Genomic DNA, 26,831 nt, shown 5'->3' on the forward strand with positions numbered 1-26,831 from the left:
CATGGGTGATGCCGGACGCTATGAAGTCCATGCCGTTCGCTACGGCCATTTCGAGCGCCGCTCGGGCGAGAATTTCCTGGGTGGCGACACGCATGATGTTGCGATGCCGCTCGACTACTTCGTCTGGGCGATCGTTGGGGAGAAACGCACCTTCATCGTCGACACCGGCTTCGACAAGCCAACCGGCGACAAACGCGGGCGCAGTGTCGTCAGACCCGTCGATGCCGGCCTGGCGGCAATCGGCATCAACCACGCCGACGTCAGCGACGTCATCATCTCCCACATGCATTATGACCATTGCGGGAACCATCACCTGTTCCCGAACGCGACCTTTCACCTGCAGGATGCGGAGATGGAGTTCGCGACCGGCCGCTGCATGTGCCACCATGCCATGCGTCATCCCTTCGAGGCCGAGGACGTCACCACCATGGTGCGGCGCGTCTTTGCCGGAAAGGTTTGCTTCCACGATCCGGAGTCGCAGATCGCGCCCGGCATAACGGTCCACAAGGTTGGCGGCCACTCGCGCGGATTGCAGGTCGTGCGGGTGGAAACCGACAATGGCGCGGTCGTGATCGCGTCCGACGCGGCTCATTTCTACGCCAACATGGAGCGCGAAAAGCCTTTTCCCGTCTTCGACCGGCTGAGCGATGTGGTCTTCGGGGTCGAGCGTATGAAACAACTCGCCAGTTCGCCTGCACACATTGTTCCTGGACACGACCCGCTAGTGCTGAAGCGTTTCGCGCGCACCCGTCAGGATGTAGAGGACATTGTTGCGTTAAACCGACCCCAAAGCTGACGCGTTGCCTTGGCAAGAGGTCTTTGCGGCACATCCCAACCAAGAGATCTCGTATGAGCAAGTTTCACACTTGTTCGCGCATTGAAACCATCGACTTCCGCTTTTGGACGATGGGGCGGATGGGCGGAACGGCTGCAGTCAGGCGCAAAGCAGCCGTTAGCCGCCAAATCCATCCTAGTCAAAACGCGACATGCCTATGTCTGGCAAATGACCGATTTCCGCACATCGCCTAGGTGGCGCCCGAATCGCGGTCCGGAGGATGGTTTCGTGTACGGAAACCATGTGCGGAATTCTATTGTGCGGATATCGCTCCACAAACCAAACCTCACATGACCGTTCGACGGAATTTGTACGTGAGCCCTAGTGGGCGATGCCGACAATCCAGGCCGCAATTTCTCGTCAAATTGTTCCCAAGCCGAACCCGATATTCGAATTTCTACCGCAAGCGCATGTAGTTCAGCCTGGGGCGCGGCCCAAAAAGTTCGAGAGGCTTCAACTTGCTGTCAGGTCGCACCCCGGCGATAGCAAAAGAGCGCCTCCTCAATAGTGGGTTTTGCGATGTAGCGCTCTCCCGCTACTAACCCCCGACGGGCAGACAGTGTTTCCCATTTTCAGGTCGCAGCCGCAGATTACAGCCCGAGCCGAAGGCAGGCCTTCACTGCAACAGGAAAGTCCGCCTACGCTTAAGGCATGCTGCATTCATGGCCTTGCGGAAAGGCGAAGCCGTGAGGCGATACTCGCCCACGCCTCGACCAGTCACAGCACAGCGGATTGAGCGAGCGCTCGACCGCGTCGCCGAGATCATCGTGGCGCGAGGCGACCATGGTGAGGCATGGCTCCCGCTATACGACCACTTGAAACGCGCCCTGCTGGATCATCGAGCGAAGGAAGAACGCCTCGCAGCAGTGCGCCAGCGTGTCATACGATCCCAGGATCGAACGGCAACACGATCTTCATAAGTTCCTCTTGCCACATCTTCATGTCACCGCCCTCGCCGTATTTCGGACGGTCGATCGTGTGCCCCATCAGCATGCGCCGAAGCTCCTCGTCCAGCCTACCGTTCTTCATCCGATCTTCGAATGAATGGCGCAGTGAATAGACGGTGTGATTGCCAGTCGGGAACAAATTGTAGCTCTTGAAGTGCTTGTTGAGCAGGGCTGACAGCGACGCCTCGCGATCCTTGTACCGCGGGAAGCCCTTAGGATGCTTTTTGAACACCTCAAGCGCCACGCCGACCAGCGGCACCTTGCGTACCGACGAGGCGGTCTTGATCTCTCGTGGATCGTCGGGATCGTCGCGCGGCTCGACAGAAATGTGCGGCACCTCGTGGTCAACATGGATGACACCGGCATGCAGGTTCGCGAGTTCGCTCGGCCGGGCTCCCGTCTCAGCGAAGGCAAGCACGATTGCCCGCGCCTCATCATTGAGTGCCGCAAGCGCGCCAGGCGCGAATATCTTGTCGCGAATCCAGTCGGTCGGGAACGGCGGTCGACTGCGTTTCGACTTGTCGGCGAATGACAGATCGGCGAACGGATTCTTCTGTTCGGGGAAACCGAGATGGCGAAAGTAGTCGGCGTAGAGGGTTCGAAGGTTGCCCATGTTTCGGTTGCCTGTCGACGCTGAACGATCTGCTCTCCCTTTCTCAGGCGCAACTCGATCCAGCCAATATTTGTGTACCACTCGCGCGTCGTCGCGCGTGATCTCGCTCATTGGCTTGTCGCCGACCAGGCCGACAAACACATCGACGCTCATTTCGCGCTTTGCCTTCCAGCGCTTCTTCTGGTCAGGGCTTTTTGTACGGATTTCGTCGCGGGCAATCTCGTTGAAATACAGCTTCAGCGCTTCCGATATATTATCGTCAGGGCGGGCGACCGCGCCGCCGACTGCGTCGACAGATGGTGATCTGGCAGGCTCGCCTATTGTGCTCTCGACCCGCTGCAGGATTGTATCGAGCGGCTCGGCGACCAGGATCTCGGCGAGTGGCCGATAGATGAACCCCAGCGACTCGGCGCGCTTGATGGCCTGGCGGTACCGAACACGTGCCGCCTGTCGATTTTCACCCAGCATCAACGAAGCCCATAACGCATTATCGGCGGCCTCGTGGAGATCTCGAGCGGTGCGCGCCTTTATGCGGTCAGTGGTGTCGAGGGCGCGGCGCACAAACACGCCACGCTCGTCGAGGTCTCTGACCTCTCTCGGCACCCGGCGGTAGTAATGGAAATGATCGCCCCGCAGTTGCAGGAAGCGGTCAGAATCATGCTCTTCGCGTCGTCTGCCCACGTCTCTAAAGCACCGTTTGTATCACAATAGGTAACACAAAATAGGAACTAGCCGCAAGATCGACCGCCATCGTCCTAAAATTCTATAACGAATTCAGAGATTTAGCGAGAAAGCCGATGGTACCGTTGGCTGGGATCGAACCAGCGACCTCCGGATCCACAATCCGGCGCTCTAACCAGCTGAGCTACAACGGCACATTTGCCTGAGTAGAATCTCTTCGGGAACTCGTCCTAAGCGATCCGCTCTGTCGTTCGGCGATGCGTCCATACGGGCTTATGGATTTTAATTCAAGGCTTTTGCGAAGCAAAGACCACTTCCCCACATGTGCCGCAACAGCGGCGGTTTCGCAGGGCAAAGAAAAAGGCCGGCGGGAGGAGGTGCCGGCCTTTTCCTGTTACGAGCCAGCGGGAGGAGGAGCTGGCTGGTCACCCCGGGGAGCAGAGGGAGGAGGTTCCACTCGCCGGGTATTTCTTGATGGCTACCATCATACGCCTGATCGTTTTTAAGAAAATGCGACCTTTTGTTGCATCCTCAGATCATGCGCAAGTATTAGGCAGCCTTGATGTCCTTGATCGCCTTCTCGAAGGCGGTCTTGATCGGCTTGGAGACGTCTTCCGCCGCCTTGGAGGCAACAGCCTGGAAGTCCTTGGCCTGCTCGACCGTCAACTCGACGCGCTTGCGCAGGAAGGCGGTCTGCAGCTCGACGACTTCCGACAGCGACTTGGCGCCGATCAGGGCTTCGAGATGCGAGAAGCCGGCTTCGGCGTTGGCGCGCAGCGCCGCGATGGTCTTGAGCGACAGGTCGCTGGAAACAGTCTTGGCGGTCTCGTAGGTCGACTCCAGAGCCTTCTGGGTCTCCTCGGCGCCGGTCTTGAGCTTGGCATAGGCCTCTTTCGACTGCTCAACGCCCTTTTCGGCGAAGGCGCGGATCTGGTCGGTGGCCTTGGAAGCGTCGAAGCTCGGGAATTCAACGTTTTCGATCGTCTCGGCAGTTTTGGTCCTGGACATTTTCCATCCTTTTCAGCGGCAGCGGCTTTGACGGAAAGCCGTCTCGTTCAGTTATGATGGCAATATAAAGGCAAATTTTGTGCATTGCAATATCTTTGTTGCAGTGCACCATAAATTTCTTTCCGGCCGTTAACCAAAAGCCCAGAAACCAGCCTTTGCACGTTCTGGCTTGTGGACCTTCGCGGCTGCGGCTTTTATTAACAAAGCGTTAACTGCAAATTTCGCCGTTCCGTGAGGGTTCGCCAAGCGCATGCCGTCCGAATATTCCTTCCTCGACGTGGCCGTGCTCGACGCGGTGCGCCAGCGTTTTGCCGCCGGCGACGCCATCGCGATCCTGTCGGTGGATATGGAGCAGGTAATCTGGGCCAATGGGCCGGGCGCCGCCGTGTTAGGCTATCCCGACATCGAGGCGATCATCGGGGCCTCGGCACAGCTGCCGCTGATCGCCCGCCGCCAGATCATGGCGACCAGCGGCTTTCCCGAGATCGGCAGCGATCGCGGCATCACCGTCAGGTTGGCGACCGGCATGACCAGCAGGACCGTCGGCTTCCAGGCAAGTGCCGTGACGCTGCCCGACGGCGAGAAGGCGATCATGCTGGCGGTGCCGGCGGCGCAGACAGGCTCGCGCGGAGCCGCCGAAATCGCCAGCCGGGCGATCAGCGGCTTCACCGAAGACGGCCATTTCATCGCCTTCATCGACGCCGGGGGCAATGTCGAGGCCGCGTCGGACGGCTTTTCGAAGCTCGGCATTCAGCCCGCGACGCTGGCCGCCCTGGTCGCCGATGTGGCCGCCGAGGGCGAACGCATCGTCAAGCGCCTCGTTCCGGGCGGCAACACCTCCTACCCCGCCGGGCTCGCGCGGCTGACGCCGGAGCGGCATCTCCTGGTTGTGATCGATGAGGATCAGCTCGAGGACAATGCGTCTATCTCAGAGGCTTCGGCAGAAGCCGCCCATAAGGTAACGGAAAGCACCGCCGCACAACCCGATCCTCATCAGGACAATCAACCGACTGCGGATGTTTCGCAGGCGGAGGCCGTCGAACGGTCAACTGGCACTGCCGAGCCCGAGCCCGAGCCCGCCCCTTCCAAGCCGGTCGCTGAAGATCGGCCGGAACGGGCAACGCAAGAGATTTCGGAGCCGACCGGGCCAACACCGGTTGCCGCCGACAACGATCAGCCGACAGCGGGCGGCACGCCGCCACAGCACGATCACTGGTACTTCAATGTCGGCGAGGATGACGCGCGACCCGCACCTGCCGCGCCAGAAGCGAATAATGCGGTCCAAGCGACCGGCGCCGAGGCTCCCGTGGACAGCGCGAAGGAGAGCAAGCCCGCCTCCCCGGCAGCCCAGACCATGCCCCCAGTTCGGACAATAGACCGCTCGGCAGCGCCGCTGCGCTTCGTCTGGCGCACCGACGCCGAAGGCAAGTTCAGCGCACTGTCCCCGGAATTCGCCGACATTGTCGGCAAGCCGGCGGCCGACGTGATTGGCCGGCGCTTCAGGGATGTCGCAGCGGCCTTCGGCCTTGACGCATCCGGCGAGATCGCCGGCCTGCTGGAGCGGCGCGATACATGGTCCGGCCGCTCCGTGCTGTGGCCTGTCGTCGGCACCGACCTGAAGATCCCCGTCGACCTGGCGGCTTTGCCTGTCTATGGCCGCAGCCGCGCCTTCGAAGGTTTTCGCGGCTTCGGCGTTGCCCGGACCGGCGATGCGATCGTCGATCCGGAAGCCATCGGCATGGCCCTGGTGCCCAATGGCGAGCAGCCGGCTCCTCCCGCTGAAGAGCCGAAGGCGGACGAGTCGAAGGCCGAGGAACCAGATGCAGCGGACCCGTTCAAGGGCGAGGTGCCCGCGCTGACCATCGTGCCGAAACAGGAACGGCGCTTTGCCGACAAGGTCATCCGCCTGGCCGAACACCGGCAGCCGGCCAACGACAAGGGGCTGTCGACGCTGGAACGCAGCGCCTTCCGTGAGATCGGCGAGCGGCTGAAGAAGGACAATGCGCCGGCCGAGCCGCCGGAAGCCGACAAGCTCGGCATCGAAAGCCCGCCGAAACCGGAGCCCGGCACACCGGCTGAGCCAGCGGCTGAAACAGCCGTGGAGGCCCCGGCCGCCAAGACGGAAACTCCGGTCGAGGCGGTCTCCGATGTTGCGTCGACGCCAGACGCCGCCCCGGATCAGGCGCCGGCCGAGACCGGCGAAATCCCGGTGGCGGAACCGGAGAGCGACGCGGTACCGGCCGAGCCATCCGAGACCGACGCCGAGGACGAGGCGGATCTCGCACGGCTCGACGGCGCTCATCCCGACGACGTGGTTCGCCAGGAGGATAGTGACACGCCGGCCGGCGCGACAGGCTCGCTGCTCAGCTATGCCGAGGCGAGCCCCGTCGCGGACAATGACGCGCCCACGACCTCTGAACCGGTCCCCACAGAATCGGAAAGTGCCGAGCCCGCCGCAATCGACGATGAACCGGCAGTTGCAGAGGCCGGACATGTCGGGACCGACGACGATGACAGCATGACGTCAGCCGATTTTCGCGATGCCGAGGACAGTGAGGACTGGGTCGACGGCGCGAAAACCGCTGCCGCCGATGAGCAGGCCGCAACATTCAGCGGCGAAACCGCCAAAGCGGCCAACGCCGTCGGGAGCCCGGCCGAACGGCCGCGCCTGAAAGTGCCGCCGCTCAAGACCGAAGGGATCGTGCCGTCGGCCTTTTCCGTCGGTGACGAAAGCAAGACTCCAGACACTTCGCTGCTCGGCAAGCTGCCGGTGCCGCTGCTCATCCATTCGGGCGATCAGTTGCATTATGCCAACGAGGAGTTCCTCGACCTGACCGGTTACGACACGCTCGATGACCTCGAGGATGCCGGTGGCCTCGGTGCGCTGTTTGCCGATCCCTATGCCGATGACGGCACCTCCGACGGCAGCGACCGGGCACTGCGGCTGAAAACGCGCGATGGCCAGGAATTCCCGATCGACGCCATCCTGCGCTCCGTTCCCTGGCGCGACGGCAAGGCGCTGATGCTGGTCGTGCGCCGTTCCGGCGATGATGACGCGCCCGCAGCCCTGCACTTGGTCGGCGAAGAGCCGACGCAACCCGACATTTCCGAGCTCAAGGCCCGCATCGCCGAGATGCGCACCATCATCGACACCGCCACCGACGGCGTCGTGCTGATCGGCAGCGACGGCACCATCCGCTCGATCAGCCGCCCGGCCGAAGCGCTGTTCGGTTTCGACAGCGACGAGGTGACCGGCAAGCCCTTCGCCTCGCTGTTTGCCATCGAAAGCCAGCGCGCGGCGCGCGACTATCTCACCGGGCTTTCCGAACCCGGCGTGGCGAGCGTCATGAATGACGGCCGCGAGGTGATCGGGCGCGAGGCGCAGGGGCGCTTCATCCCGCTGTTCATGACCATCGGCCGGCTGCCCAATGACAGCGGCTTTTGTGCCGTCGTGCGCGACATCACGCAATGGAAGCGAGCCGAGGAAGATCTCACCCAGGCGCGCGCGGTGGCCGAACGGGCATCCTCGCAGAAGACCGATTTCCTTGCCCGCATCAGCCACGAGATCCGCACGCCGCTCAATGCCATCATCGGCTTTTCCGAATTGATGGTCGACGAGAAGTTCGGCCCGGTCGCCAATGACCGCTACCGCGACTATCTGCGAGACATCAATCGCTCGGGCAACCATGTGCTCGACCTGGTCAACGACCTGCTCGACATCTCGAAGATCGAGGCCGGCCAGCAGGAAATGGCCTATGAGGCGGTCTCGCTCAACGACACGCTGGCCGAGACCGTGGCGATGATGCAGCCGCAGGCCAACCGCGAACGCGTCATCATCCGCTCCAGCTTCGCCTCGCGGCTGCCGGAGGTGGTGGCCGATTTGCGCAGCGTGCGCCAGATCGCGCTCAACATCCTGTCCAACGCCATCCGCTACACCCAGGCCGGCGGCCAGGTGATCGTCTCGACCGCCTATGAGACTTCAGGCGACGTCGTCATGCGGGTGCGCGACACCGGCATCGGCATGAGCCAGGCCGAGATCGAACAGGCGCTCAAGCCGTTCAAGCAGATCAACGCGCTGAAGCGCGGCCGCGGCGACGGCACCGGCCTTGGCCTGCCGTTGACCAAGGCGATGGTGGAAGCAAACCGCGCCCGCTTCACCATCAATTCGACGCCCGGCGAAGGCACGCTGGTGGAAGTGGCTTTCCCCTCGACCCGGGTGCTGGCGGAGTAGAGCAATTCCAAGAAAAGTGTGAGCGGTTTTCCCGGGAGAAGCGCGTAGCGCTTTCCCTTGGGAATTGCGTCAAAACAATGAGTTAGAGCGGTTCGCCGTTTCCGTGAAATGGCGAACCGCCCTAACAAGCCCAAAAGAAAAGGCGCCCTGGAGGACGCCTTAAGAGATGGGATTGCTGTCACAACGGGGGCTTGAGCGAATTCAGATCCTCCGGGGGCTGAGGAACGGGATTTCTCCCTCAAGTTACATGCGACTATCGGGGCCGGGCCTTAACAAGTCCTTACCGGCTCGCCGAAAAATTTACGAATGTGTACCACTCGTGAAATCTAGGTAAATTCCCGCGACATGTTTCGTTAACCATGCCGGTCGGGATCATTCGGCAAGCTGCGGCAGGTTCCTGAACTGCTCCAGCGCTTCCGGGTTGGCGAGCGCTTCCTTGTTCTTGATGGCGCGACCATGCACGACGTCGCGCACGGCGAGTTCGGTGATCTTGCCCGACTTGGTGCGCGGAATGTCGGTGACGGCGACGATCCTGGCCGGTACGTGACGCGGGCTCGCCCCGCTGCGGATCTTGGCGCGGATGCGTTTCTCCAGATCCTCGTCCAGTTCGGCGCCCGCGGCCAGCCGCACGAACAGCACGACACGCACGTCATTGTCGAAATCCTGGCCGATGCACAGCGCTTCGAGGATTTCCGGCATCTGTTCGACCTGGTTGTAGATCTCCGCCGTGCCGATGCGCACCCCGCCCGGATTGAGCGTGGCATCCGAGCGGCCATGGATGATCATGCCGCCATGCGCCGTCCATTCAGCGAAATCGCCATGGCACCAGACATTGTCGAAACGCTCGAAATAGGCAGCCTGGTATTTCTTGCCGTCGGGGTCGTTCCAGAAGCCGATCGGCATCGACGGAAACGCCTTGGTGCAGACCAGTTCGCCCTTCTCCTGCCGGATCGGCTTGCCGTCGTCGTCCCAGACATCGACGGCCAGGCCAAGGCCAGGTCCCTGGATCTCGCCGGTCCAGACAGCTTGCGTCGGCACGCCGAGCACGAAGCAGGAGACGATGTCGGTGCCCCCGGAAACCGAGGCGAGATGCACGTCCTTCTTGATGCCGTCATAGACGAAGCGGAAATCCTCGGGCGACAGCGGCGAACCGGTGGAGGAGATCGCCCGCACTGTCGACAGGTCATGGCTGCGGATCGGCTTGAGGCCGGCCTTGCGCACGGAATCGATGAACTTGGCCGAGGTTCCGAAGAAGGTCATCTTCTCGGCATCGGCGAAGTCGAACAGCACATTGCCGTCGGGGTAGAAGGGCGAGCCGTCATAGAGCAGCAGCGTCGCCCCGGAAGCCAGGCCCGACACCAGCCAGTTCCACATCATCCAGCCGCAAGTGGTGAAGTAGAAGAAGCGGTCGCCGTCGACAAGACCGGCATGCAGCCGATGTTCCTTGACATGCTGGATCAGCGTCCCGCCGGCCGAGTGGACGATGCATTTGGGGATGCCGGTGGTTCCTGATGAAAACAGGATGTAGAGCGGATGCGAAAACGGCAGAGGCTCGAAGCTGACTGGCTTGGCGGCGAAGGGCGACAGCGCCTCTTCCATCGCCACCGCCTTGTCGATGGTTGCCGCCACATCGGCCGAAGTGCCGAGATAATCGACAAGCAGCACCTTGCGGACACTGCCGAGCTTGGCCGCGACCGCGGCGACCTTGTCGGCGACCTCGATCGCCTTGCCGTTGTACCAATAGCCGTCGGGCGCGATGAAGATGACGGGCTCGATCTGTCCGAACCGGTCGAGCACGCCCTGTTCGCCGAAATCGGGGGAGCAGGACGACCACACCGCGCCGATCGAGGCGGCGGCCAGCATGGCGGCGACGGTCTCGGGCATGTTGGGCATCATCGCCGCGATGCGGTCGCCCTTCTTGACCTTGAGCGACAGGAAAAGCTGCTGCAGGCGCGAGACCAGGCCATGCAGCTGGTTCCAGGACAGCCGCCGCTCCACCTTGTCCTCGCCGCGAAAGACGATCGCCTCGCCCGCGCCGGTTTTCTTCAACAGGTTCTCGGCGAAATTCAACGTCGCGTCGGGAAAGAAGGAGGCACCGGGCATCCTGTCGCCATCGGCCAGCAGGCGCTCGCCCTTTTCACCGACAATGCCGGAAAAGTCCCAGACCAGGCTCCAGAACCCTTCGCGATCCTCGACCGACCAGCGGTGAAGGTCGCCGTAGGAGGCGAATGTGGCGCCGGCTTCCGCCTCCGCCGCCTTCAGGAAAGCAGTTAATGGCGAAGCGTCGATCCGGTCTTGCGTCGGGGTCCAGAGCGGTACTTCGGCAGCCATGATCGATCCTCCCACGGTCGTCATCGCTTATGCATATTGCAGCGCAGCAGAGCAAGATTTTGTTGGGCCGAAGCGCTCAGGTGTGCGCAAATGCCATCGCCGGGCCATAAAGACTTGAAATGCCTCAGTCCTAAGTCGTAGTGACGACTGGGGTTTTACGTCAGGCGATTAATCGGAACGGAAGCATATAGGGCGAGATGCCATCATCCTTGATCCGCCGCGGAGTATGGGCGATCGGCGCTGCCGTGATCGTCATCGCTCTGGTGGTCGCAGCCCTGCCGCTGATCGCCTCGACGCGCATCGTGCGCGATCGCATCGCCTGGGAAATGAGCGCCTGGAGCGGCTTCCGGGTCGCCATCGAAGGCTCGCCGCGCATCGAGGTCTGGCCGAAATTCCGGGCGATCCTGACGGATGTCACGCTTTCGAAATGGACGGACGCCGACGCGCCGCCGGTCGTCGAAGCCGAACGCGTCGAAATCGACCTATCGGCGATGGCGGCGTTGCAGGGCGATGTGGTGTTTTCCACGGCGCGGCTGGTGCGGCCGACGATCCGGGTCCAGCGGACCGCGGACGGCCTGTTCCTGCCCACCGCGCCGACCGGTGGGCGCATCGCGCGCTCCATCGACACGGCACGCGGCGTGGTCAGTGCCGACCCCGCCAAACCCAACCTGGACAAACTGCCGACAGATGCCTTCGGCACGGTTGAATTCAGGGACGGCCGCATGGTGGCTTCCGTCAACGGCAAGGACGTGGAGATCCTGAGCAGCCTTAGCGGCCAGGCGACCTGGGCGGCGATGAACAGCAATGCGACACTGTCGGCAACCGGGATCTGGCGCGGGGAAAGCGTCGCCCTCGACGCCGCCTCGCAGAAGCCGCTTGTGCTGTTTGCCGGCGGTGTGGCGCCGCTCACCCTGTCTTTCAAGGCAGCTCCCGCCACCTTCTCATTCGACGGCACGGCCAGCATGTCGGAGAACGCCTATTTCGACGGCCAGGTGAAGTTCGCGGCACCCTCATTGCGCCGTGTGCTGGAATGGTCGCAGGCCGGTATCGCGCCAAGTGCCGCGATCGGCTCGGTCAGCATTTCGAGCAAGGTCACGGCGTCGGCCGGACGCGTCAAGTTCGAGAACACCGCGCTGACGCTGGACAACAATCCGGGCATGGGCGCGCTCGACCTGTCACTTGGCGACGCCCAACCCGTGATCTCGGGCACGCTCGCCTTCGACACGCTCGACCTCAGATCGTTTCTGTCCGCCTTTACCCCGCTCGGACCAGCGAGCGGGACCGGCCCAGGTGACGTGGAGGCAAGTTTCGCCGACCGGGTCAATCTGGATCTGAGGCTGTCGGCGGCGCACGCCACGGCCGGCACGATCCAGCTTGCCGATGTCGCCGCCACCGCCCAGGTCAAGGACGGTCTTTCCGTCTTCGATATCTCCGACGCCTCGGCCTTTGGCGGCAACATCCAGACCAGTCTTCGTTTCGACCGCAAGCCCGAGGGCACACAGGTAGAGATCCGGCTGCTTGCGTCCGATGTCGATGGCGGCGCGTTCGGCACGGCGGCCGGCATGACCCGGCTGGTGCCGGTCGGCACAGGCACCGTTTCTGTCATCCTCAAGGGACCGGGCAGGACCTGGGATTCGATCTTTGAAAACGCCGACGGCTCGGTCTCGGCGACCTTCGGTCCCGGCGCACTCAGCAAGTTCAACCTGCCGGCCTTTCTCAAGCATACCGAACAGGGCGGCTTCTTCGCGCTCGACGACGTCTCGGACGGCACGCTGCCGATCGACGGCGCCGAAGTGAAAGCGACCATTTCGCGCGGCGTGGCGAGGCTGGACAAGGCCGAGGCCAATTCGGCGAAATACAAGATCTGGCTTTCCGGCATCGCCTCCTATGCGGGGCGCGGGCTGGCGCTGTCCGGCGGCGTTATCCAGCCGGACCAGGCGGCAGCGCAGAAGACCGGCCAGCAAGGCCCCAACCAGTCGTCCTTCTTCGTCGGCGGAACCTGGAGCACGCCGTTCATTTCGCCGATAAGCCGTGGCGTTTCGGGCGAATAGAAGCGCGCTTACGTTTCGCTGGGCATCAAACAGGCTTCACCCTCGGGTCAGGCCCGAGGGCATGCTTTTCGGGATCATGCTTCCGTTCAGTTGAGCATGATCTTGCCCGAAAACCGGCTTCCACTTTTCGGGATCATGCTCAGCCGCGTTGCGCCGCCTGTTCGTCGAGCTGGCGCTGCACCTCACGACGCTTGTTGGCGATCGAAGCGATGATGACGCCGACCGCGACGACGGCGATCAGGATGGTGCAGGCGGCATTGATCTCCGGCGTCACGCCGAGACGGACCTGGCTGTAGATCTTCATCGGCAGCGTCGTGGCGCCCGGTCCCGAGGTGAAGGAGGCGATGACCAGATCGTCGAGCGACAGCGTGAAGGCCAGCATCCAGCCGGATACGATCGCCGGCAGGATGACCGGCAGCGTGATCTGGAAGAAGGTCTTGGCCGGCGTTGCGCCGAGATCCATCGCCGCCTCCTCCAGCGACCGGTCGAAGGAGACCAGGCGCGACTGCACGACGACCGCCACGAAGCACATCGTCAGCGTGATGTGGGCGAGCGTCACCGTGAAGAAGCCGCGGTCGAGGCCGACGGCAACGAAAAGCAGCAGCAGCGACAGGCCGGTGATGACTTCCGGCATGACGAGCGGTGCGAAGACCATGCCGGAAAACAGCACCCTGCCCCGGAACCGCGTGTAGCGCGTCAGGGTGAGCGCCGCCAACGTGCCCAGCACGGTCGCCACGGTGGCCGAAATGACGCCGACACGCGCCGTCACCCAGGTGGCGTCCATCAAGCCCTGATTGTGGAACAGCGACACGTACCATTTGGTCGAGAAGCCGCCCCAGACGGTGACGAGCTTGGATTCGTTGAAGGAGAAGACGATGAGCAGCACGATCGGCAGGTACAGGAAGGCAAAGCCAAGCACGATCGAGGTGACGTTGAAGCGGCTCCAGGTGGCGTTCATTTGCCCTGCTCCTGGGCACGCGCCTGTGCCTGCTGGAAAAGCATGATCGGCACGGTGAGCAGCAGAAGCAGGATGACGGCGACGGCCGACGAGACCGGCCAGTCACGGTTGGCGAAGAACTCGTTCCACAGCGTCTTGCCGATCATCAGCGTCTGCGATCCGCCGAGCAGGTCGGGAATGACGAACTCGCCGACGGCCGGGATGAACACCAACAGGCAGCCGGCTATGACGCCCGGCAGCGACAGCGGGAAGGTGATCTTCCAGAAAGCCGCGGTCGGCGGGCAGCCCAGATCCTTGGCCGCCTCGATCAGCGAGTAATCCATCTTTTCCAGTGACGAATAGAGCGGCAGCACCATGAAGGGCAGGTAGGAATAGACGATGCCGATGAAGATCGCCGTATAGGTGTTGAGGATGACCAGCGGCTGGTTGATGATGTGCAGCGACAAGAGCAGCTGATTGAGCAGGCCCTCGGGCTTCAGAATGCCGATCCAGGCATAGACCCGGATCAGGAACGACGTCCAGAACGGCAGGATGACCAGCATCAGCAAGGTCGGGCGGATGGTCGCCGGCGCGCGTGACATGCCATAGGCGATGGGGTAGCCGACGATCAGCGTCAGCACGGTCGAGATCGCGGCAATGATGACGCTCGTCACATAGGCCTTGAAATAGAGCGCGTCCTGCGTCAACCAGACATAGTTGTCGAAGTTGAGGTCGCGAAACCCGGCGAAGAAGCCGGAGACGCCGTCGCTGAAGTCGAGCACCGGCGTGTAGGGCGGCATGGCGATCGCCGTCTGCGACAATGAAATCTTGAAGACGATGACGAAGGGGATGAGGAAGAAGAACAGCAGCCACAGGTAGGGGACGATGATGACGAGCCGATTGACGAAACCGGCACCCAGCCGCGTCAGGAAAGGCTTGGCAGTCGATGGCGCGGCGGTATCGGCGACAGCGATGTTGGACATATCAGCCCCCTACCGCGCCAGCACGACGCCGGCATCGGGCCGGAATGACACCCAGGCGCGATCGTTCCAGGTCAGCGGATCCTCGGTCACGCGCGCCGCGTTCAAGGCGCTTGCCCGCACGATCTGCCCATCGTCAAGCCTGATGTGGTAGACGGTCATGTCGCCGAGATAAGCAACGTCATAGACCTCGCCTTCCATCGCGTTGACGGCATCGGCCGGCTTCTTCGACGAGACCTTGATCTTCTCCGGCCTGATGGCGAAGACGATATCGGCATTGGGCGCGGCCACGGCACCGCCATTCTCGACGACGATCTGGGCTCCGCTCGCTCCGGTTATGCGGGTGGTATTGGCCGACCGCTCGGCGACCTTGCCCTCGAACATGTTCACATTGCCGACGAAATGGGCGACGAAGCGCGAGGCCGGGGCTTCGTAGACTTCCGCGGGCGTCGCCACCTGCATGACCTCGCCCTTGTCCATGATGGCGATGCGATCTGCCATGGTCATCGCTTCTTCCTGGTCGTGGGTGACGACGACGAAGGTGAGACCAAGCTCCTGCTGCAGGTCCATCAGTTCGAACTGGGTCTCCTCGCGCAGCTTCTTGTCGAGCGCGCCGAGCGGCTCGTCGAGCAGCAGCACCTTCGGCCGCTTGGCGACCGAGCGGGCGAGAGCGACGCGCTGGCGCTGGCCGCCGGAGAGTTGGTGCGGCTTGCGCTTGGCGAACTGCTCGAGCTTGACCAGCTTCAGCATCTCGGCGACGCGCTTTTCGATATCGGGCTTGGGCATGCCTTCCTGCTTGAGGCCGAAGGCGATGTTGTTCTCCACCGTCATATGCGGGAACAGCGCATAGGACTGGAACATCATGTTGACCGGCCGGCGATAGGGCGGGATGCCGCGCAGATCCTGGCCATCGAGCAGGATGCGGCCGGCCGTCGGTTCCTCGAAACCGGCGAGCATCCGCAGCAGCGTCGACTTTCCGCAACCCGAGGCGCCGAGCAGGGCGAAGAACTCGCGCTCGAAGATGGTCAGCGACAGATTGTTGACGGCGGTGAAGTCACCGAACTTCTTGGTGACGTTGTCGAACTGGATGTATGGCTTGGCGTTCGGGTCGTTCCATGGCGCGAAATCCCTGCGGATGCTGCCAAGCGATTTCATATCCCCACTCCGTTCTGTTTCTTGCTTCGTGCCCCAAAAAACGCGACCCCGGCAGCTGTCCGCCGAGGTCGCTTCAGATGATTATTGGCCGGTGACGATCTTGGTCCAGGTGCGCGTGATGACGCGCTGTGCCTTGGGATCGTACGGCTGGACCGTATAGAGCTTCTGCACCGTCGCTTCGTCCGGATAGATTGACGGATCGTCCAGGATCGCCTTGTCGACGAACTGCTGCGAAGCCTTGTTGCCGTTGGCGTAGAGCACGAAGTTTGAAGACTTGGCGATGACTTCGGGCTTCATCATGTAGTTGATGAATTCATGCGCCTCGGCGACATGCGGCGCATCAGCGGGGATCGCCATCTGGTCGAACCATATCTGGGCGCCTTCCTTCGGCACGGAATAGCCGATCTCGACACCCTGCTTGGCCTCCTGGGCGCGGTTGCGGGCCTGGAAGACGTCCCCAGAGAAGCCGATAGCCAGGCAGATGTCGCCGTTGGCCAAGGCGTTGATATATTCGGACGAGTGGAATTTCCTGATAAAGGGGCGGACCTTCATCAGGGCTTCCTCGGCCTTGGCGATATCGTCGGGCGAGGTGCTGTTCGGGTCGAGGCCGACATATTTCAGCGCCGCCGGAATGATGTCGGCCGGCGAATCCAGCACATAGACGCCGCAATCCTTCAACTTGGCGAGACTTTCGGGATTGAAGAACACATCCCAGCTGTCGATCTTGTCGGTGCCGAGCGCGGCCTGCACTTTCTTGACGTTATAGCCGATGCCGACGGTGCCCCACATGTAGTTGACCGAGTATTCGTTGCCGGGATCGTACTTGGCGGTGCGTTCCGAAATGACGTCCCACATGTTGGAGATGTTCGGCAGCTTCGACTTGTCGAGCTTCTGGAAGACGCCGGCCTGGATCTGGCGGGCAAGGAAATTGCCGCTGGGCACGACGACGTCGTAGCCGCTACCGCCGGCAAGCAGCTTCGTTTCCAGGATCTCGTTGGAATCGAAGGTGTCGTAGACGACCTTGATGCCGGTCTGCTTGGTGAAGTCCTCGATGACGGAGCTGTCGATGTAATCCGACCAGTTAAAGACGTTGACGACACGGTCCTCCGCATGGCCGGCAGGTGTGAACAATGTCAGAAATACCGAGGTCGCCGAAAGCCAGAGCGCTTTGCGGATCATGCTATTCTCCTTTGGTGAGTGTTCCATCGCCGGCTCGTCGCGACATGTGCGCGACCGGGCATTTGTTTCAGACTTTTGAGCTTTCCAGGGGACAACAAGCGCCGATTGGCGCGACGGCCGCGGCCGCGCAATCGTCCGAGGCTGGAAGGAATCGCGGTGCCGTCAGAAGCTTTCGCCGCCGCGCGGACAGAAATACAGAAATATGGAGCGGTCTCGATCGGGCCGCCGGGGAGACTTGGCAAGATACGCCTGTCTTGTTGTTGCTGTGGACCCAGCCTGCCCGGGCGGCAGCAACATTGTCAATGGCAAAGCTTCAGCGGCCCGCATCAATTCGGCGACGGCACTCCGGTGACCCCTGCCCGCCGCGGCCGTGCCTGGCGCTTGAATTCGAGCCCGATATGGACGAGCAGCGCCGTGACCACCACGGCGCCGCCGATGATGGTGCGGCCGGACGGCACCTCGGAATGGATGAGCCAGACCCATATCGGCCCAAGGATCGGCTCGAAGGTGCCGAGCAGTGCCGCGACGGCGGCCGGGATCAGCCGCGCGCCAGTTGCGAAGAAGGCGAGACCGATGCCGAGATTGACCACGCCGAAAGCGAAGAGAAAACCCATGTCGCCGGCTGAAACCGTGAAGGTCGACGCCTGCGAGGCGGCAAAGCCCGCGGCCAGGAACGTGCCGAGACAGGTCGCCGGCGTCATCCGCACACTGGCGAACCGCCTTGTGATGACGGTCGCGATCGAGAACATGAACGCGATCAGCAGCGCCAGCCCGTCGCCTATGGGCGAGACGGCGCCATTGAGTGATTCCGACACCATGATGGCAACGCCGGCAATGACGGCGGCAATCGCCACCCAAGTCACGGCACTGACCCGTTCGCGAAACAAGGCCCAGGCCAACAGCGCCGCCAGAAGCGGCACACCGGCTTGCATCAAAAGGATATTGGCGACGGTGGTGTAGGCGAGCGCCACGACGAAGGCGGTCGATGCGATGGCGAAACAGAAGCCGACGGCAAGGCCAGGCAGGCCCATGTCACGAAACGATTTCAGCATGCCGCGCCAGCCGTCACGCCAGGTCATGAACAGGAGCAGGAAGGCGGCGGCCCAGACGGAGCGCCAGAAAATAACCGTCCAGCTGTCGCCAACGGTGATGAAGCGGGCGATGGTGCCGCCGAAACTCCACATCAGCGCCGACAGGAAGACCAGAAGCATGCCGACACGTTCCTCGCGCGGCGAGGAGGTCGATGCAACAAGGCCCGGCGATGATGCTGCGTCTGTCATGGGCGCGACTGTCGAGCTTTTGTGGACGGGACGATGCGCAAGGGACGACAAAAAACTGCTCTGTTCGCGTAACGCAAAGACTAAGGCCGCGGGTGATCCAGACACCGGCGACGATTGTGGCACCTTTGCTCTCGCATTACTGGAAGTCGAAAGCGCTCAGGCCCGTCACCATCTCGTCGAGGCCAAGCGGACGCGTCACCGGCGGTTCGGCCCGCGCCAGGCAGCCGACGCGCTCGCAAAGCCGGCAGGCGGGTCCGACCGGCGTCGCCGCGACGGCGCCTTGTCCAGCCCTTGCACCGACCACGGCGCCGGGCAGCGCCGCGCCATAGACGATGTCGTCGCGAAAGCCGATGTCGCAACCAAGCAGCAGCGCCGTGCGGCGTGGGCGCTCCGCGAACGCGCCCTGCGGCCCTTCCAGCGTGCGGGCGATGCACAGGAACTCGGCGCCGTCAGGCATTTCCACCGCTTCGACGAAAACCTGACCCGGCTGGGTGAAGGCGGCATGCACGGGCAGCTTGGGGCAACCGCCACCAAAGCGGCTGTGCGGAAAGCCCTGGCTGCCGGCCCTGCGAAAACGGTTCCCCGCATTGTCGACCTCCAGCATGAAGAACGGCACGCCCGGTGCGCCCTGCCGCTGCAGCATGGTCAGCCGGTTCGCGGCCTGCTCGAAAGAGACGCCGAAGCGCGAGCGCAGGACATCGATGTCGTAGCGGGCGCGGATGGCGGCGGCATGAAAGGCCTGGTAGGGCATCATCAGCGCATGCGCGGCATAGCGGCCGAGCTCGAAACGTGCGAGGCGGCGAGCTTCGTCGGTGGTCAGCTTGAGCGCCTGGATCTCGCCGGCGACCGCGACCGTCATGCGGATCAGGCAGGCCTCCATCGCCACTTCGCGTAGCTGGTCGAACGGCGACAGCCTCTCGGACAGGAACAGGCGCTGCGAATGGCGGTCGTAGCGACGGCGCCAGTTCGGCATGGTGGCGACCGGCAGCACCTTGACCACGATGCCGTATTCGCGCTTCAGCCATGCCTTCAACGCACCGAACAGATCGTCGCCGGGATCGAGCACCGCGGTGAACGCCTCGGCCTCTTCCTCAAGTGCCGTAAAATGGTTCGGCCGCCGCTCGAAGGTCTCATGCACCTCGTCGATTGGCAGGCGAGCGCCGGATAGCGCGGTCGCCCGCCCTTCGCGCGCCAGGAGTTCATTGAGGTCTGACAGTCGCTCGGCCTGCTCGCGATAGGCGCGAAACAGTTTTATCACCGCCGCGGACGCATTGGGCGCTGCCTCGGCAAGTTCGATCAACTCCTGGTCTCCCGGCAATTCGCCAACCAGCAGCGGATCGGTGAACACTTCCTTCAAGGCCGCGACCGACCCCCTCGCCTCGCCCTGCAGCTCATGCGGGTCGACCTTGTAGACTGAGGCCAGTTTCAGGATCAGCTGCACCGTCAGCGGCCGCTGGTTGCGCTCGATCAGGTTGAGGTAGGACGGCGAGATGCCGAGCCCTTCCGCCATCGCCGTCTGGGTCAGGCCCTTGGCGTTGCGAATGCGGCGGATGCGCGGCCCGGCGAAAATCTTCTGCTCAGCCATCAACTGCTCTTGACAGGAATTTACACGACATTCGCGGCATCCCATTGCCAGTGAGTTTTACAACTATGACAAATTTACAGCAACCCTCTGTCAAACACAACACAGGTTTTCCCTAATCTTCGCCCGTATCGGCTGATTTTTCTGGCTGATTTTGCGCCGCAATGTAAATTCAGTCACATCCCGATGCGCCAAAAGATTGGCGCCCGGAAAAAATCCAGCAATCCTTCGGAGTGACTCATGACCGATTTTTACAATCTCGTTCCCTCGGCGCCGGAAGGCCGCTTCGACGGCATCGACCGTCCCTATTCGCCAGAGGATGTGAAGCGGCTGCGCGGCTCGGTGCAGATCCGTCAGAGTCTCGCCGAAATGGGTGCCAACCGGCTGTGGAAGCTCATCCACGAGGAGGATTTCGTCAACGCGCTCGGCGCCATGTCCGGCAATCAGGCTATGCAGCAGGTGCGCGCCGGACTGAAGGCGATCTATTTGTCGGGCTGGCAGGTCGCCGCCGACGCCAACACCGCCTCGGCAATGTACCCCGACCAGTCGCTTTATCCGGCCAATGCCGCGCCGGAGCTGGTCAAGCGCATCAACCGGACGCTGCAGCGCGCCGACCAGATCGAGACCTCCGAGGGCAACGGGCTTTCGGTCGAGACCTGGTTCGCGCCGATTGTCGCCGACGCCGAAGCCGGCTTCGGCGGGCCGCTCAACGCCTTCGAGATCATGAAGGCGTTCATCGAAGCGGGCGCCGCCGGCGTCCACTACGAGGACCAGTTGGCGTCGGAAAAGAAGTGCGGCCATCTCGGCGGCAAGGTGCTGATCCCGACCGCCGCGCATATCCGCAACCTCAACGCCGCGCGCCTGGCAGCGGATGTGATGGGCACGCCGACCCTGGTCGTGGCACGCACCGACGCCGAAGCCGCGAAGCTTCTGACATCCGACATCGACGAGCGCGACCAGCCCTTCGTCGACTACGATGCCGGACGCACGGTGGAAGGCTTCTACCAGGTCAGGAACGGCATCGAGCCCTGCATCGCGCGGGCCATCGCCTACGCCCCCCACGCGGACCTGATCTGGTGCGAGACCTCGAAGCCGGACCTCGCACAGGCCAAAAAATTCGCCGAGGGCGTGCGCAAGCACCATCCGCGCAAGCTGCTCGCCTACAATTGCTCGCCCTCCTTCAACTGGAAGAAGAATCTCGACGACGCGACGATCGCCAAGTTCCAGAGGGAACTCGGCGCCATGGGCTACAAGTTCCAGTTCATCACGCTCGCCGGCTTCCACCAGCTCAACTACGGCATGTTCGAACTGGCGCGTGGTTACAAGGAACGGCAGATGGCGGCCTATTCCGAATTGCAGGAGGCCGAATTCGCGGCGGAAGCCAATGGCTACACCGCGACCAAGCACCAGCGCGAGGTCGGCACCGGCTATTTCGACGCCGTGTCGATGGCAATCACCGGCGGCAAGTCGTCGACCACCGCCATGCATGAATCGACCGAGCACGCACAGTTCAGGCCGGCCGCCGAATAGCGGATCAGAAACACCGAGGAAACGCCCAACAGGGCTTCACACACAGGAGAAGACCAATGGCATCGATAAGCCGCGTCAAGGAACGGGCAGAAGAACAATCGACCACGATGAGCGTCGACCAGCAGGCGACGATCCGCATGCTGGCCAACGATCTGCACAGGCTCAACCAGTCGGTGATGAAGGCGGTCGAGGCCGGCGTCTCGGTGGAGCTGGTGCGCTCGGCGAGGCACCATGGCGGCGACGGCAATTGGGGCGACCTTCTGATCCCGGTGATCGTCACACAACAGAGCCATGGCTGACCGGAAATCGTTGCAACCGGCCCTTCACCTGCACAGCGTATGCGCAGGTGAATTTTATTTTTACGCAACCAATCCGTGGACAGGGCAGTACAGTACTGTTGCTTGACTCCACTATCGCAGGAGCGTTTTCGGAAGGCTTTTATTTCAACTTGACATGGGCTGCTATCTCACGCCAATTGTCGCCCAGATTCAACTCTGCATTGAAATAGGGGCGAGCTTCTTGGCCGACTTGGGTGCCCAGTGAGAAACGAGGGCGAGACCGCAAAACATCCGAATCTGGTGACCCAGGATTCAAGCACCGAGACGATACGCAGTCCCTCGCAAGTGCTTGTTGTCGGGAAATCGCCGATCAATCGCGTGGTGGTGTCGAAGATCGTCGAGCGATCCGGGCTCAAGCCAATCTCGGAATCGCCCGACATGGCGGCGAAGACCTTGCGGACACTCGTGCCAGGCGTGATCGTGCTGGATGGCGGCGCGGACAACAACGACTGCGACATCCTGATGTCCGGCATCGAAACATTGCGACGGGCTTCGGGAAAATCGTTTCCTCCCGTGATCCTGCTTTCGACCAAGACCGGTACGCCGGAGAGCCTGGGCCTGTCGAACGTGATTGACGTCGTCGTCGCCAAGCCGATCACGCCCGAGCGGCTGCAACCGGTGATCGATCGCCTGATAAGCCGCTAAGCGCGTCACCTGGCGCGCTTCGGGTCGTTGTTCCATGCATATCGTTCTCCCCAAACCGAGGTTACTTTTGGGCGACGTGCAGAGCGCGATCAACTCCCTCTGGCGATGGTTTGGACCAGTTCGGGCAATTGCCCGAGGTTGGATATCTGGCGAAACCGCGGCTCGGCGAGCGGCGCCTCGACATGCTCGAGCACCCAGGTGAGTTCGTGCGGCACATGAACGCCCCAACCGCCGGCCTCGATGGCCGGCACCACGTCCGACTTCAGCGAATTGCCGACCATCATGCTCTTTGCGGGGCCGTCACCGTGGCGACTGAAAAGGCGGGAATAGGTCGCGGCATTCTTGTCGCTGACGATCTCGACCGCGTCGAACAGGTCGCCGAGGCCGGACCCGGCCAGCTTGCGCTCCTGGTCGAAGAGGTCGCCCTTGGTGATCAGCACGAGGCGGTAGGCGCCGGCAAGTTTCTCCACTGTGTCGCGCACATGCGGCAAGACCTCGATCGGGTGGCTCAGCATCTCGCGGCCAGCCTCGAGGATCTCCGCTATGACCGAAGCCGGTACACGCCCGTCGGTGACCTCGATCGCCGTTTCGATCATCGACAGGGTGAACCCCTTGATGCCGAAGCCATAGACGGCAAGGTTGCGCCGCTCGGCCTCGAGCAATCGCGCCGAAATCTGTTTCTCCTCGCCATGATCGGCAAGCATGGTGGCGAAACGCTTCTCCGTCATGCGGAAGAACTGTTCGTTCTGCCAAAGCGTGTCGTCGGCGTCGAAGCCAATGGTCGTCAGTTCGTTGTTGTTTCGCATCGATGCCTTCCGGGTTGGGAGCCGTACGAACCTAGGCCGACCGACGTGATTTTCAACCGGAACGAGGACTGCCGGCGGCACCTCCCCTTCCCTTACACAGTGGGGCACGGCTATACTCGCAAATCCGCAACCCAATCTGGTGAATGATGCCGCCTGCAAAAAAGGAAGTCCGTCCGTCGAGCCGCGGAGGACGAGCGCGTACGCCTGCCTTCGTGAAAAACCTGCGTGGTGTGAAGAACTGGAAGGAAGTCAGCGACTGGCTGGAATGGCGCGGCATCGAGGACATCGAATGCATCACCCCTGATCAGGCGGGCGTGGCGCGCGGCAAGATGATGCCGTCGAAGAAATTCACCTCCAACACCTCGCTGGCGCTGCCTTCGGCCGTCTTCATGACGACGATTTCCGGCGGCTATCCCGAAGACGGCAACGGCTTCCACTATCCGGAAGACGACGGCGACCTCAAGCTGATGCCGGACCTGTCGACGCTGACAGTCGTGCCCTGGGAAGAAGACCCGACGGCCGCCGTCATCTGCGACCTCGTTCACCAGGACGGCCGCTCGGTCGAATTCACGCCGCGCAATGTGTTGAAGCGCGTGCTTGCCGCCTATGACAAGCTCGGGCTGAGGCCGGTGGTGGCGCCCGAGATCGAGTTCTACCTGGTGCGCAAGAACCCGGACCCGGACTATCCGCTCACCCCGCCCGTCGGTCGCTCGGGCCGTGCAATCGGCGGCGGCGCCGGCTATTCGATCGCCGGCGTCAACGAGTTCGACGAACTGATCGACGACATCTACCACTTCTCCGAAAGCCAGGGCCTCGAGATCGACACGCTCATCCATGAAGAGGGCGCCGGCCAGCTCGAGATCAATCTGCGCCACGGCGACCCGATCGAGCTCGCCGACCAGGTGTTCATGTTCAAGCGCACCATCCGCGAAGCCGCGCTCAAGCACGAGATCTACGCCACCTTCATGGCCAAGCCGATCCAGGGCCAGCCGGGTTCTGCCATGCATATCCACCAGTCGATCATCGACAAGAAGACTGGCAAGAACATCTTCTCGGCCGAGGACGGCTCGGAGACCGAGGCGTTCTTCCATTTCATCGGCGGCATGCAGAAACACGTGCCGAACGCGCTGGTGATGTTCGCGCCCTATGTCAATTCCTACCGGCGGCTGACGCAGGCGGCCTCGGCTCCGGTCAACAACAAATGGGGCTATGACAACCGCACCACGGCGTTCCGCGTGCCGCGTTCGGATCCGGCGGCGCGGCGTGTCGAAAACCGCATCCCGTCCTCCGATGCCAATCCCTACCTGGCGCTGGCGGCTTCGCTTGCCTGCGGGCTGATCGGCATCACCAGGAAGATCAAGGCCGAGCCGCCGGTGCTGACGACCGCCAATGCGGACGAGATCGACCTGCCGCGCAGCCTGCTCGAAGCCGTCGACCTGTTCGAGGGCGACGAGGAACTCTGCGCGCTGCTGGGCAAATCCTTCGCCGCCACCTATGCGGCGATCAAGCGGGCGGAATTCGAGACCTTCATGGAAGTGATCAGCCCGTGGGAGCGGGAGTATCTTCTGCTGAATGTTTAGGGGAATAGGGGAGTAAGGCAGTAGGGCAGTAGGGCAGTAGGGCAAGGATGGCGGCCAAGATTGAATCGTACAGAGATTTGATTGTCTGGCAGCAAGCTATGGATCTGGCGGTTTCGATCTACGAAACAACCAGAGCCTGGCCAAAGGATGAGCGCTACGGGCTGACGGCTCAGGTACGTCGTGCAGCTACCTCCGTTCCCGCCAACATTGCCGAGGGTTATGGGCGAGAAAGCCGAGCTTCATATCAGCAGTTTCTCAGAATTGCAGGGATCTCTCAAAGAGTTGGAGACCAATCTGCTGATCGCGCAGCGCGTCGGAATCACCTCCCATCAGGCAACCGAACCATTGATGAACCGAAGCGAGAGCGTGGGAACGCTCTTGCGGCCCCTCGTCCGCAAATTGTCCCCTGAATAGTTCTACCTACTGCCCTACTGCCCTACTGCCCTACTGCCCTACTGCCCTACTGCCCTACTGCCCTACTGCCCTACTGCCCTACTGCCCTACTGCCCTACTGCCCTACTGCCCAGTGAGCACCATGCCTTACCAATCCCCCATTTCTCCCGGCCGCTCGTGGTATGAGGACACGGCCGGACCTAGACCGGAATATCCGGCACTCGATGGCGACCGGAGTTGCGATGTCGTCATCATCGGCGGCGGCTATACCGGGCTGTCGGCGGCGGTCCATCTAGCCAAGGCGGGGACCAATGTCGTCTTGATCGAAGCCTATCGCTTCGGTGACGGCGCCTCGGGGCGCAATGGCGGCCAGCTCGGCACCGGCCAGCGCTCCTGGGCAGAAGATCTGGAGGCCGAATACGGTCTGTCCCGCGCCAAGGCGCTGTTCGATCTCGCCGAAGAGGCGAAGGCGCATCTCATCGAATTCGCCGCCGCCAACCAGATCGATATCGACTACATGCCGGGCCAGCTCTCGGTGGCGCACAAGCCGCGCTATGTCGACGACTACAAGGCGCATGCCGAGATCATGGCCAGCCGTTTCTCCTATCCGCATATTTCCTTCATGGATAAGACCGAGACGGCGGAGCGGCTGGGTTCGACCGCCTATTTCGGCGGCACACGCGACACCGGCACGGGCCATATCCATCCGATGAAGCTGGTGATCGGCACGGCGCGGGTGGCGGCGCATGCCGGCGCGCAGCTGTTCGAAGGGACGCCATCGACCGGCATCGTTTCCGCTGGCGGCAAGGTCAGGGTTTCCACGCCAAGAGGTACCGTGACGGCGCAGAAATGCCTGGTCGCGGTCAACGCCTATGGCGGCACGCTCGAGCCGGTGAGTGCCGCGCACATCATGCCGATCGGCTCCTTCATCGGCGCGACCGTGCCGCTGGGGGCAGATTCGAAAGTGCTGCCCGGCGGCGAGTCCGTCGACGATTCCCGCTTTGTGGTGCGCTATTTCCGCAAATCGCGGGACGGCCGGTTGCTGTTCGGCGGACGCGAGGTCTACGGCGTCAACGACCCGAAGGACATCCACATCCATATCCGCCGCCAGATCGTGGAGCTCTATCCGGCGCTGAAAGACATCGAGATCACCCATGGCTGGGGCGGCTATGTCGGCATCACCGTGCCGAGGAAACCATTCGTGCGCGAAGTGATGCCCAATGTGATCTCGGCCGGGGGCTATTCCGGCCACGGTGTCATGCTGTCGAACTTCTTCGGCAAGCTCTATGCCGAAACCGTTGCCGGCAATCGCGACCGGCTGAAACTGATCGAGGATTTGAAAATTCCGCCATTTCCCGGCGGCCGCCGTTTCCGCACACCGTTGCTTTTCCTGGCGCTCAACTGGTTCGCGCTACGCGACCGGATCTAGGGGCACATTGGCCAGAAATGCCCCCCGCTTAGGGGAAACTATATAGGCCTGAAGTGAGTCGCATGGACCGGTTTCGAGGCGACGCGCCTCGTGCTGGATCCAATCGCCATCACGATCTGATGTAATATTGTAATATTCATTGCCCTTGCGACACATTGCGGAAATGGCGGCAAAGGCGCAGAATCGCTTATAATGGCGTACTGATGCCACAATCGGGGGCGAAAGGTTCGCGCTTCTGGGCGACTATTCGGGGATTGCTGCGGGCTTGCCCGTGTTGATTTTTGGGACCGATGCCGATTA

At 62.3% G+C, this 26,831-nt stretch carries 18 protein-coding genes, 1 tRNA gene and 1 pseudogene; 9 read left to right on the forward strand and 11 right to left on the reverse strand.

Going from position 1 to position 26,831, the window contains the following annotated elements; genetic code table 11:
- Nucleotide 1: 1 nt before the first annotated feature.
- Entirely contained in the window at nucleotides 2-796 is a 795-nt protein-coding gene (locus JG747_RS30525; protein WP_202360668.1) for an N-acyl homoserine lactonase family protein, read from the forward strand.
- 918 nt (nucleotides 797-1,714) lie between these two features.
- Here the strand turns inward: JG747_RS30525 and JG747_RS30530 are convergent.
- The 3 genes from JG747_RS30530 to JG747_RS30540 form a co-directional block, all read right to left on the reverse strand.
- Complete coding sequence (locus JG747_RS30530) at nucleotides 1,715-3,076, reverse strand: integrase (RefSeq protein WP_202360669.1); 1,362 nt, start codon at nucleotides 3,074-3,076, stop codon at nucleotides 1,715-1,717.
- 117 nt (nucleotides 3,077-3,193) lie between these two features.
- Nucleotides 3,194-3,270: transfer RNA gene (locus tag JG747_RS30535), tRNA-His, on the reverse strand.
- A gap of 355 nt (nucleotides 3,271-3,625) precedes the next feature.
- Nucleotides 3,626-4,084 carry a phasin gene (locus tag JG747_RS30540; RefSeq protein WP_019860319.1) on the reverse strand — a complete coding sequence of 153 codons (459 nt, stop codon included), beginning with the start codon at nucleotides 4,082-4,084 and terminating at the stop codon, nucleotides 3,626-3,628.
- 250 nt (nucleotides 4,085-4,334) lie between these two features.
- Here JG747_RS30540 and JG747_RS30545 point away from each other — a divergent pair, with 250 nt between their 5' ends.
- Entirely contained in the window at nucleotides 4,335-8,315 is a 3,981-nt protein-coding gene (locus JG747_RS30545) for a PAS domain S-box protein (protein WP_202360670.1), read from the forward strand.
- 372 nt (nucleotides 8,316-8,687) lie between these two features.
- On the opposite strand, the gene JG747_RS30550 is transcribed toward JG747_RS30545, so the two are convergent.
- On the reverse strand, nucleotides 8,688-10,646 hold the full coding sequence (locus tag JG747_RS30550) for an acetoacetate--CoA ligase (protein WP_202360671.1): 1,959 nt from the start codon (nucleotides 10,644-10,646) through the stop codon (nucleotides 8,688-8,690).
- Nucleotides 10,647-10,843: 197 nt separating this feature from the next.
- Between JG747_RS30550 and JG747_RS30555 the strand changes: the two genes are divergently transcribed.
- On the forward strand, nucleotides 10,844-12,697 hold the full coding sequence (locus JG747_RS30555) for an AsmA family protein (RefSeq protein WP_019860322.1): 1,854 nt from the start codon (nucleotides 10,844-10,846) through the stop codon (nucleotides 12,695-12,697).
- A gap of 139 nt (nucleotides 12,698-12,836) precedes the next feature.
- On the opposite strand, the gene JG747_RS30560 is transcribed toward JG747_RS30555, so the two are convergent.
- The 6 genes from JG747_RS30560 to JG747_RS30585 all read right to left on the reverse strand — a co-directional run bounded on the left by JG747_RS30560 (nucleotide 12,837) and on the right by JG747_RS30585 (nucleotide 19,813).
- Complete coding sequence (locus tag JG747_RS30560) at nucleotides 12,837-13,655, reverse strand: ABC transporter permease (RefSeq protein ID WP_019860323.1); 819 nt, start codon at nucleotides 13,653-13,655, stop codon at nucleotides 12,837-12,839.
- Entirely contained in the window at nucleotides 13,652-14,617 is a 966-nt protein-coding gene (locus tag JG747_RS30565) for an ABC transporter permease subunit (RefSeq protein ID WP_202360672.1), read from the reverse strand. Before JG747_RS30565 ends, JG747_RS30560 begins: the two co-directional genes overlap by 4 nt.
- A 9-nt stretch (nucleotides 14,618-14,626) precedes the next feature.
- Complete coding sequence (locus JG747_RS30570) at nucleotides 14,627-15,769, reverse strand: ABC transporter ATP-binding protein (protein WP_019860325.1); 1,143 nt, start codon at nucleotides 15,767-15,769, stop codon at nucleotides 14,627-14,629.
- Nucleotides 15,770-15,850: 81 nt separating this feature from the next.
- Complete coding sequence (locus JG747_RS30575; protein WP_019860326.1) at nucleotides 15,851-16,948, reverse strand: polyamine ABC transporter substrate-binding protein; 1,098 nt, start codon at nucleotides 16,946-16,948, stop codon at nucleotides 15,851-15,853.
- A 326-nt stretch (nucleotides 16,949-17,274) separates the two neighbouring features.
- Nucleotides 17,275-18,228 (reverse strand): DMT family transporter, encoded by a 954-nt coding sequence (locus JG747_RS30580; RefSeq protein ID WP_019860327.1) that lies wholly within the window; start codon nucleotides 18,226-18,228, stop codon nucleotides 17,275-17,277.
- A 136-nt stretch (nucleotides 18,229-18,364) separates the two neighbouring features.
- Entirely contained in the window at nucleotides 18,365-19,813 is a 1,449-nt protein-coding gene (locus tag JG747_RS30585; RefSeq protein WP_027047235.1) for a helix-turn-helix domain-containing protein, read from the reverse strand.
- Nucleotides 19,814-20,050: 237 nt separating this feature from the next.
- Between JG747_RS30585 and aceA the strand changes: the two genes are divergently transcribed.
- From aceA to JG747_RS30600, 3 genes are all read left to right on the forward strand, one after another.
- Nucleotides 20,051-21,340, forward strand: a complete 1,290-nt coding sequence (gene aceA, locus JG747_RS30590) for an isocitrate lyase (RefSeq protein WP_202360673.1) — start codon at nucleotides 20,051-20,053, stop codon at nucleotides 21,338-21,340.
- 56 nt (nucleotides 21,341-21,396) lie between these two features.
- Complete coding sequence (locus JG747_RS30595) at nucleotides 21,397-21,639, forward strand: SMc00767 family acetate metabolism repressor (RefSeq protein WP_006202762.1); 243 nt, start codon at nucleotides 21,397-21,399, stop codon at nucleotides 21,637-21,639.
- A 240-nt stretch (nucleotides 21,640-21,879) separates the two neighbouring features.
- Entirely contained in the window at nucleotides 21,880-22,323 is a 444-nt protein-coding gene (locus tag JG747_RS30600) for a response regulator (RefSeq protein WP_019860331.1), read from the forward strand.
- Nucleotides 22,324-22,412: 89 nt separating this feature from the next.
- Here the strand turns inward: JG747_RS30600 and JG747_RS30605 are convergent, their stop codons facing one another.
- A complete protein-coding gene (locus JG747_RS30605) occupies nucleotides 22,413-23,129 on the reverse strand; it encodes an HAD family hydrolase (protein ID WP_038644635.1) in 717 nt (238 codons plus the stop codon).
- Between the two features lie 143 nt (nucleotides 23,130-23,272).
- Between JG747_RS30605 and JG747_RS30610 the strand changes: the two genes are divergently transcribed.
- From JG747_RS30610 to JG747_RS30620, 3 genes and pseudogenes are all read left to right on the forward strand, one after another.
- Nucleotides 23,273-24,709 (forward strand): glutamine synthetase family protein, encoded by a 1,437-nt coding sequence (locus JG747_RS30610; RefSeq protein ID WP_019860333.1) that lies wholly within the window; start codon nucleotides 23,273-23,275, stop codon nucleotides 24,707-24,709.
- Between the two features lie 47 nt (nucleotides 24,710-24,756).
- Nucleotides 24,757-25,123: pseudogene (locus tag JG747_RS30615) on the forward strand (four helix bundle protein).
- A 121-nt stretch (nucleotides 25,124-25,244) separates the two neighbouring features.
- Entirely contained in the window at nucleotides 25,245-26,531 is a 1,287-nt protein-coding gene (locus JG747_RS30620; RefSeq protein WP_019860334.1) for an NAD(P)/FAD-dependent oxidoreductase, read from the forward strand.
- Nucleotides 26,532-26,831 lie beyond the last annotated feature (300 nt).

The sequence above is a fragment of the Mesorhizobium sp. 131-3-5 genome (assembly GCF_016756575.1).
Lineage (GTDB): Bacteria > Pseudomonadota > Alphaproteobacteria > Rhizobiales > Rhizobiaceae > Mesorhizobium > Mesorhizobium jarvisii.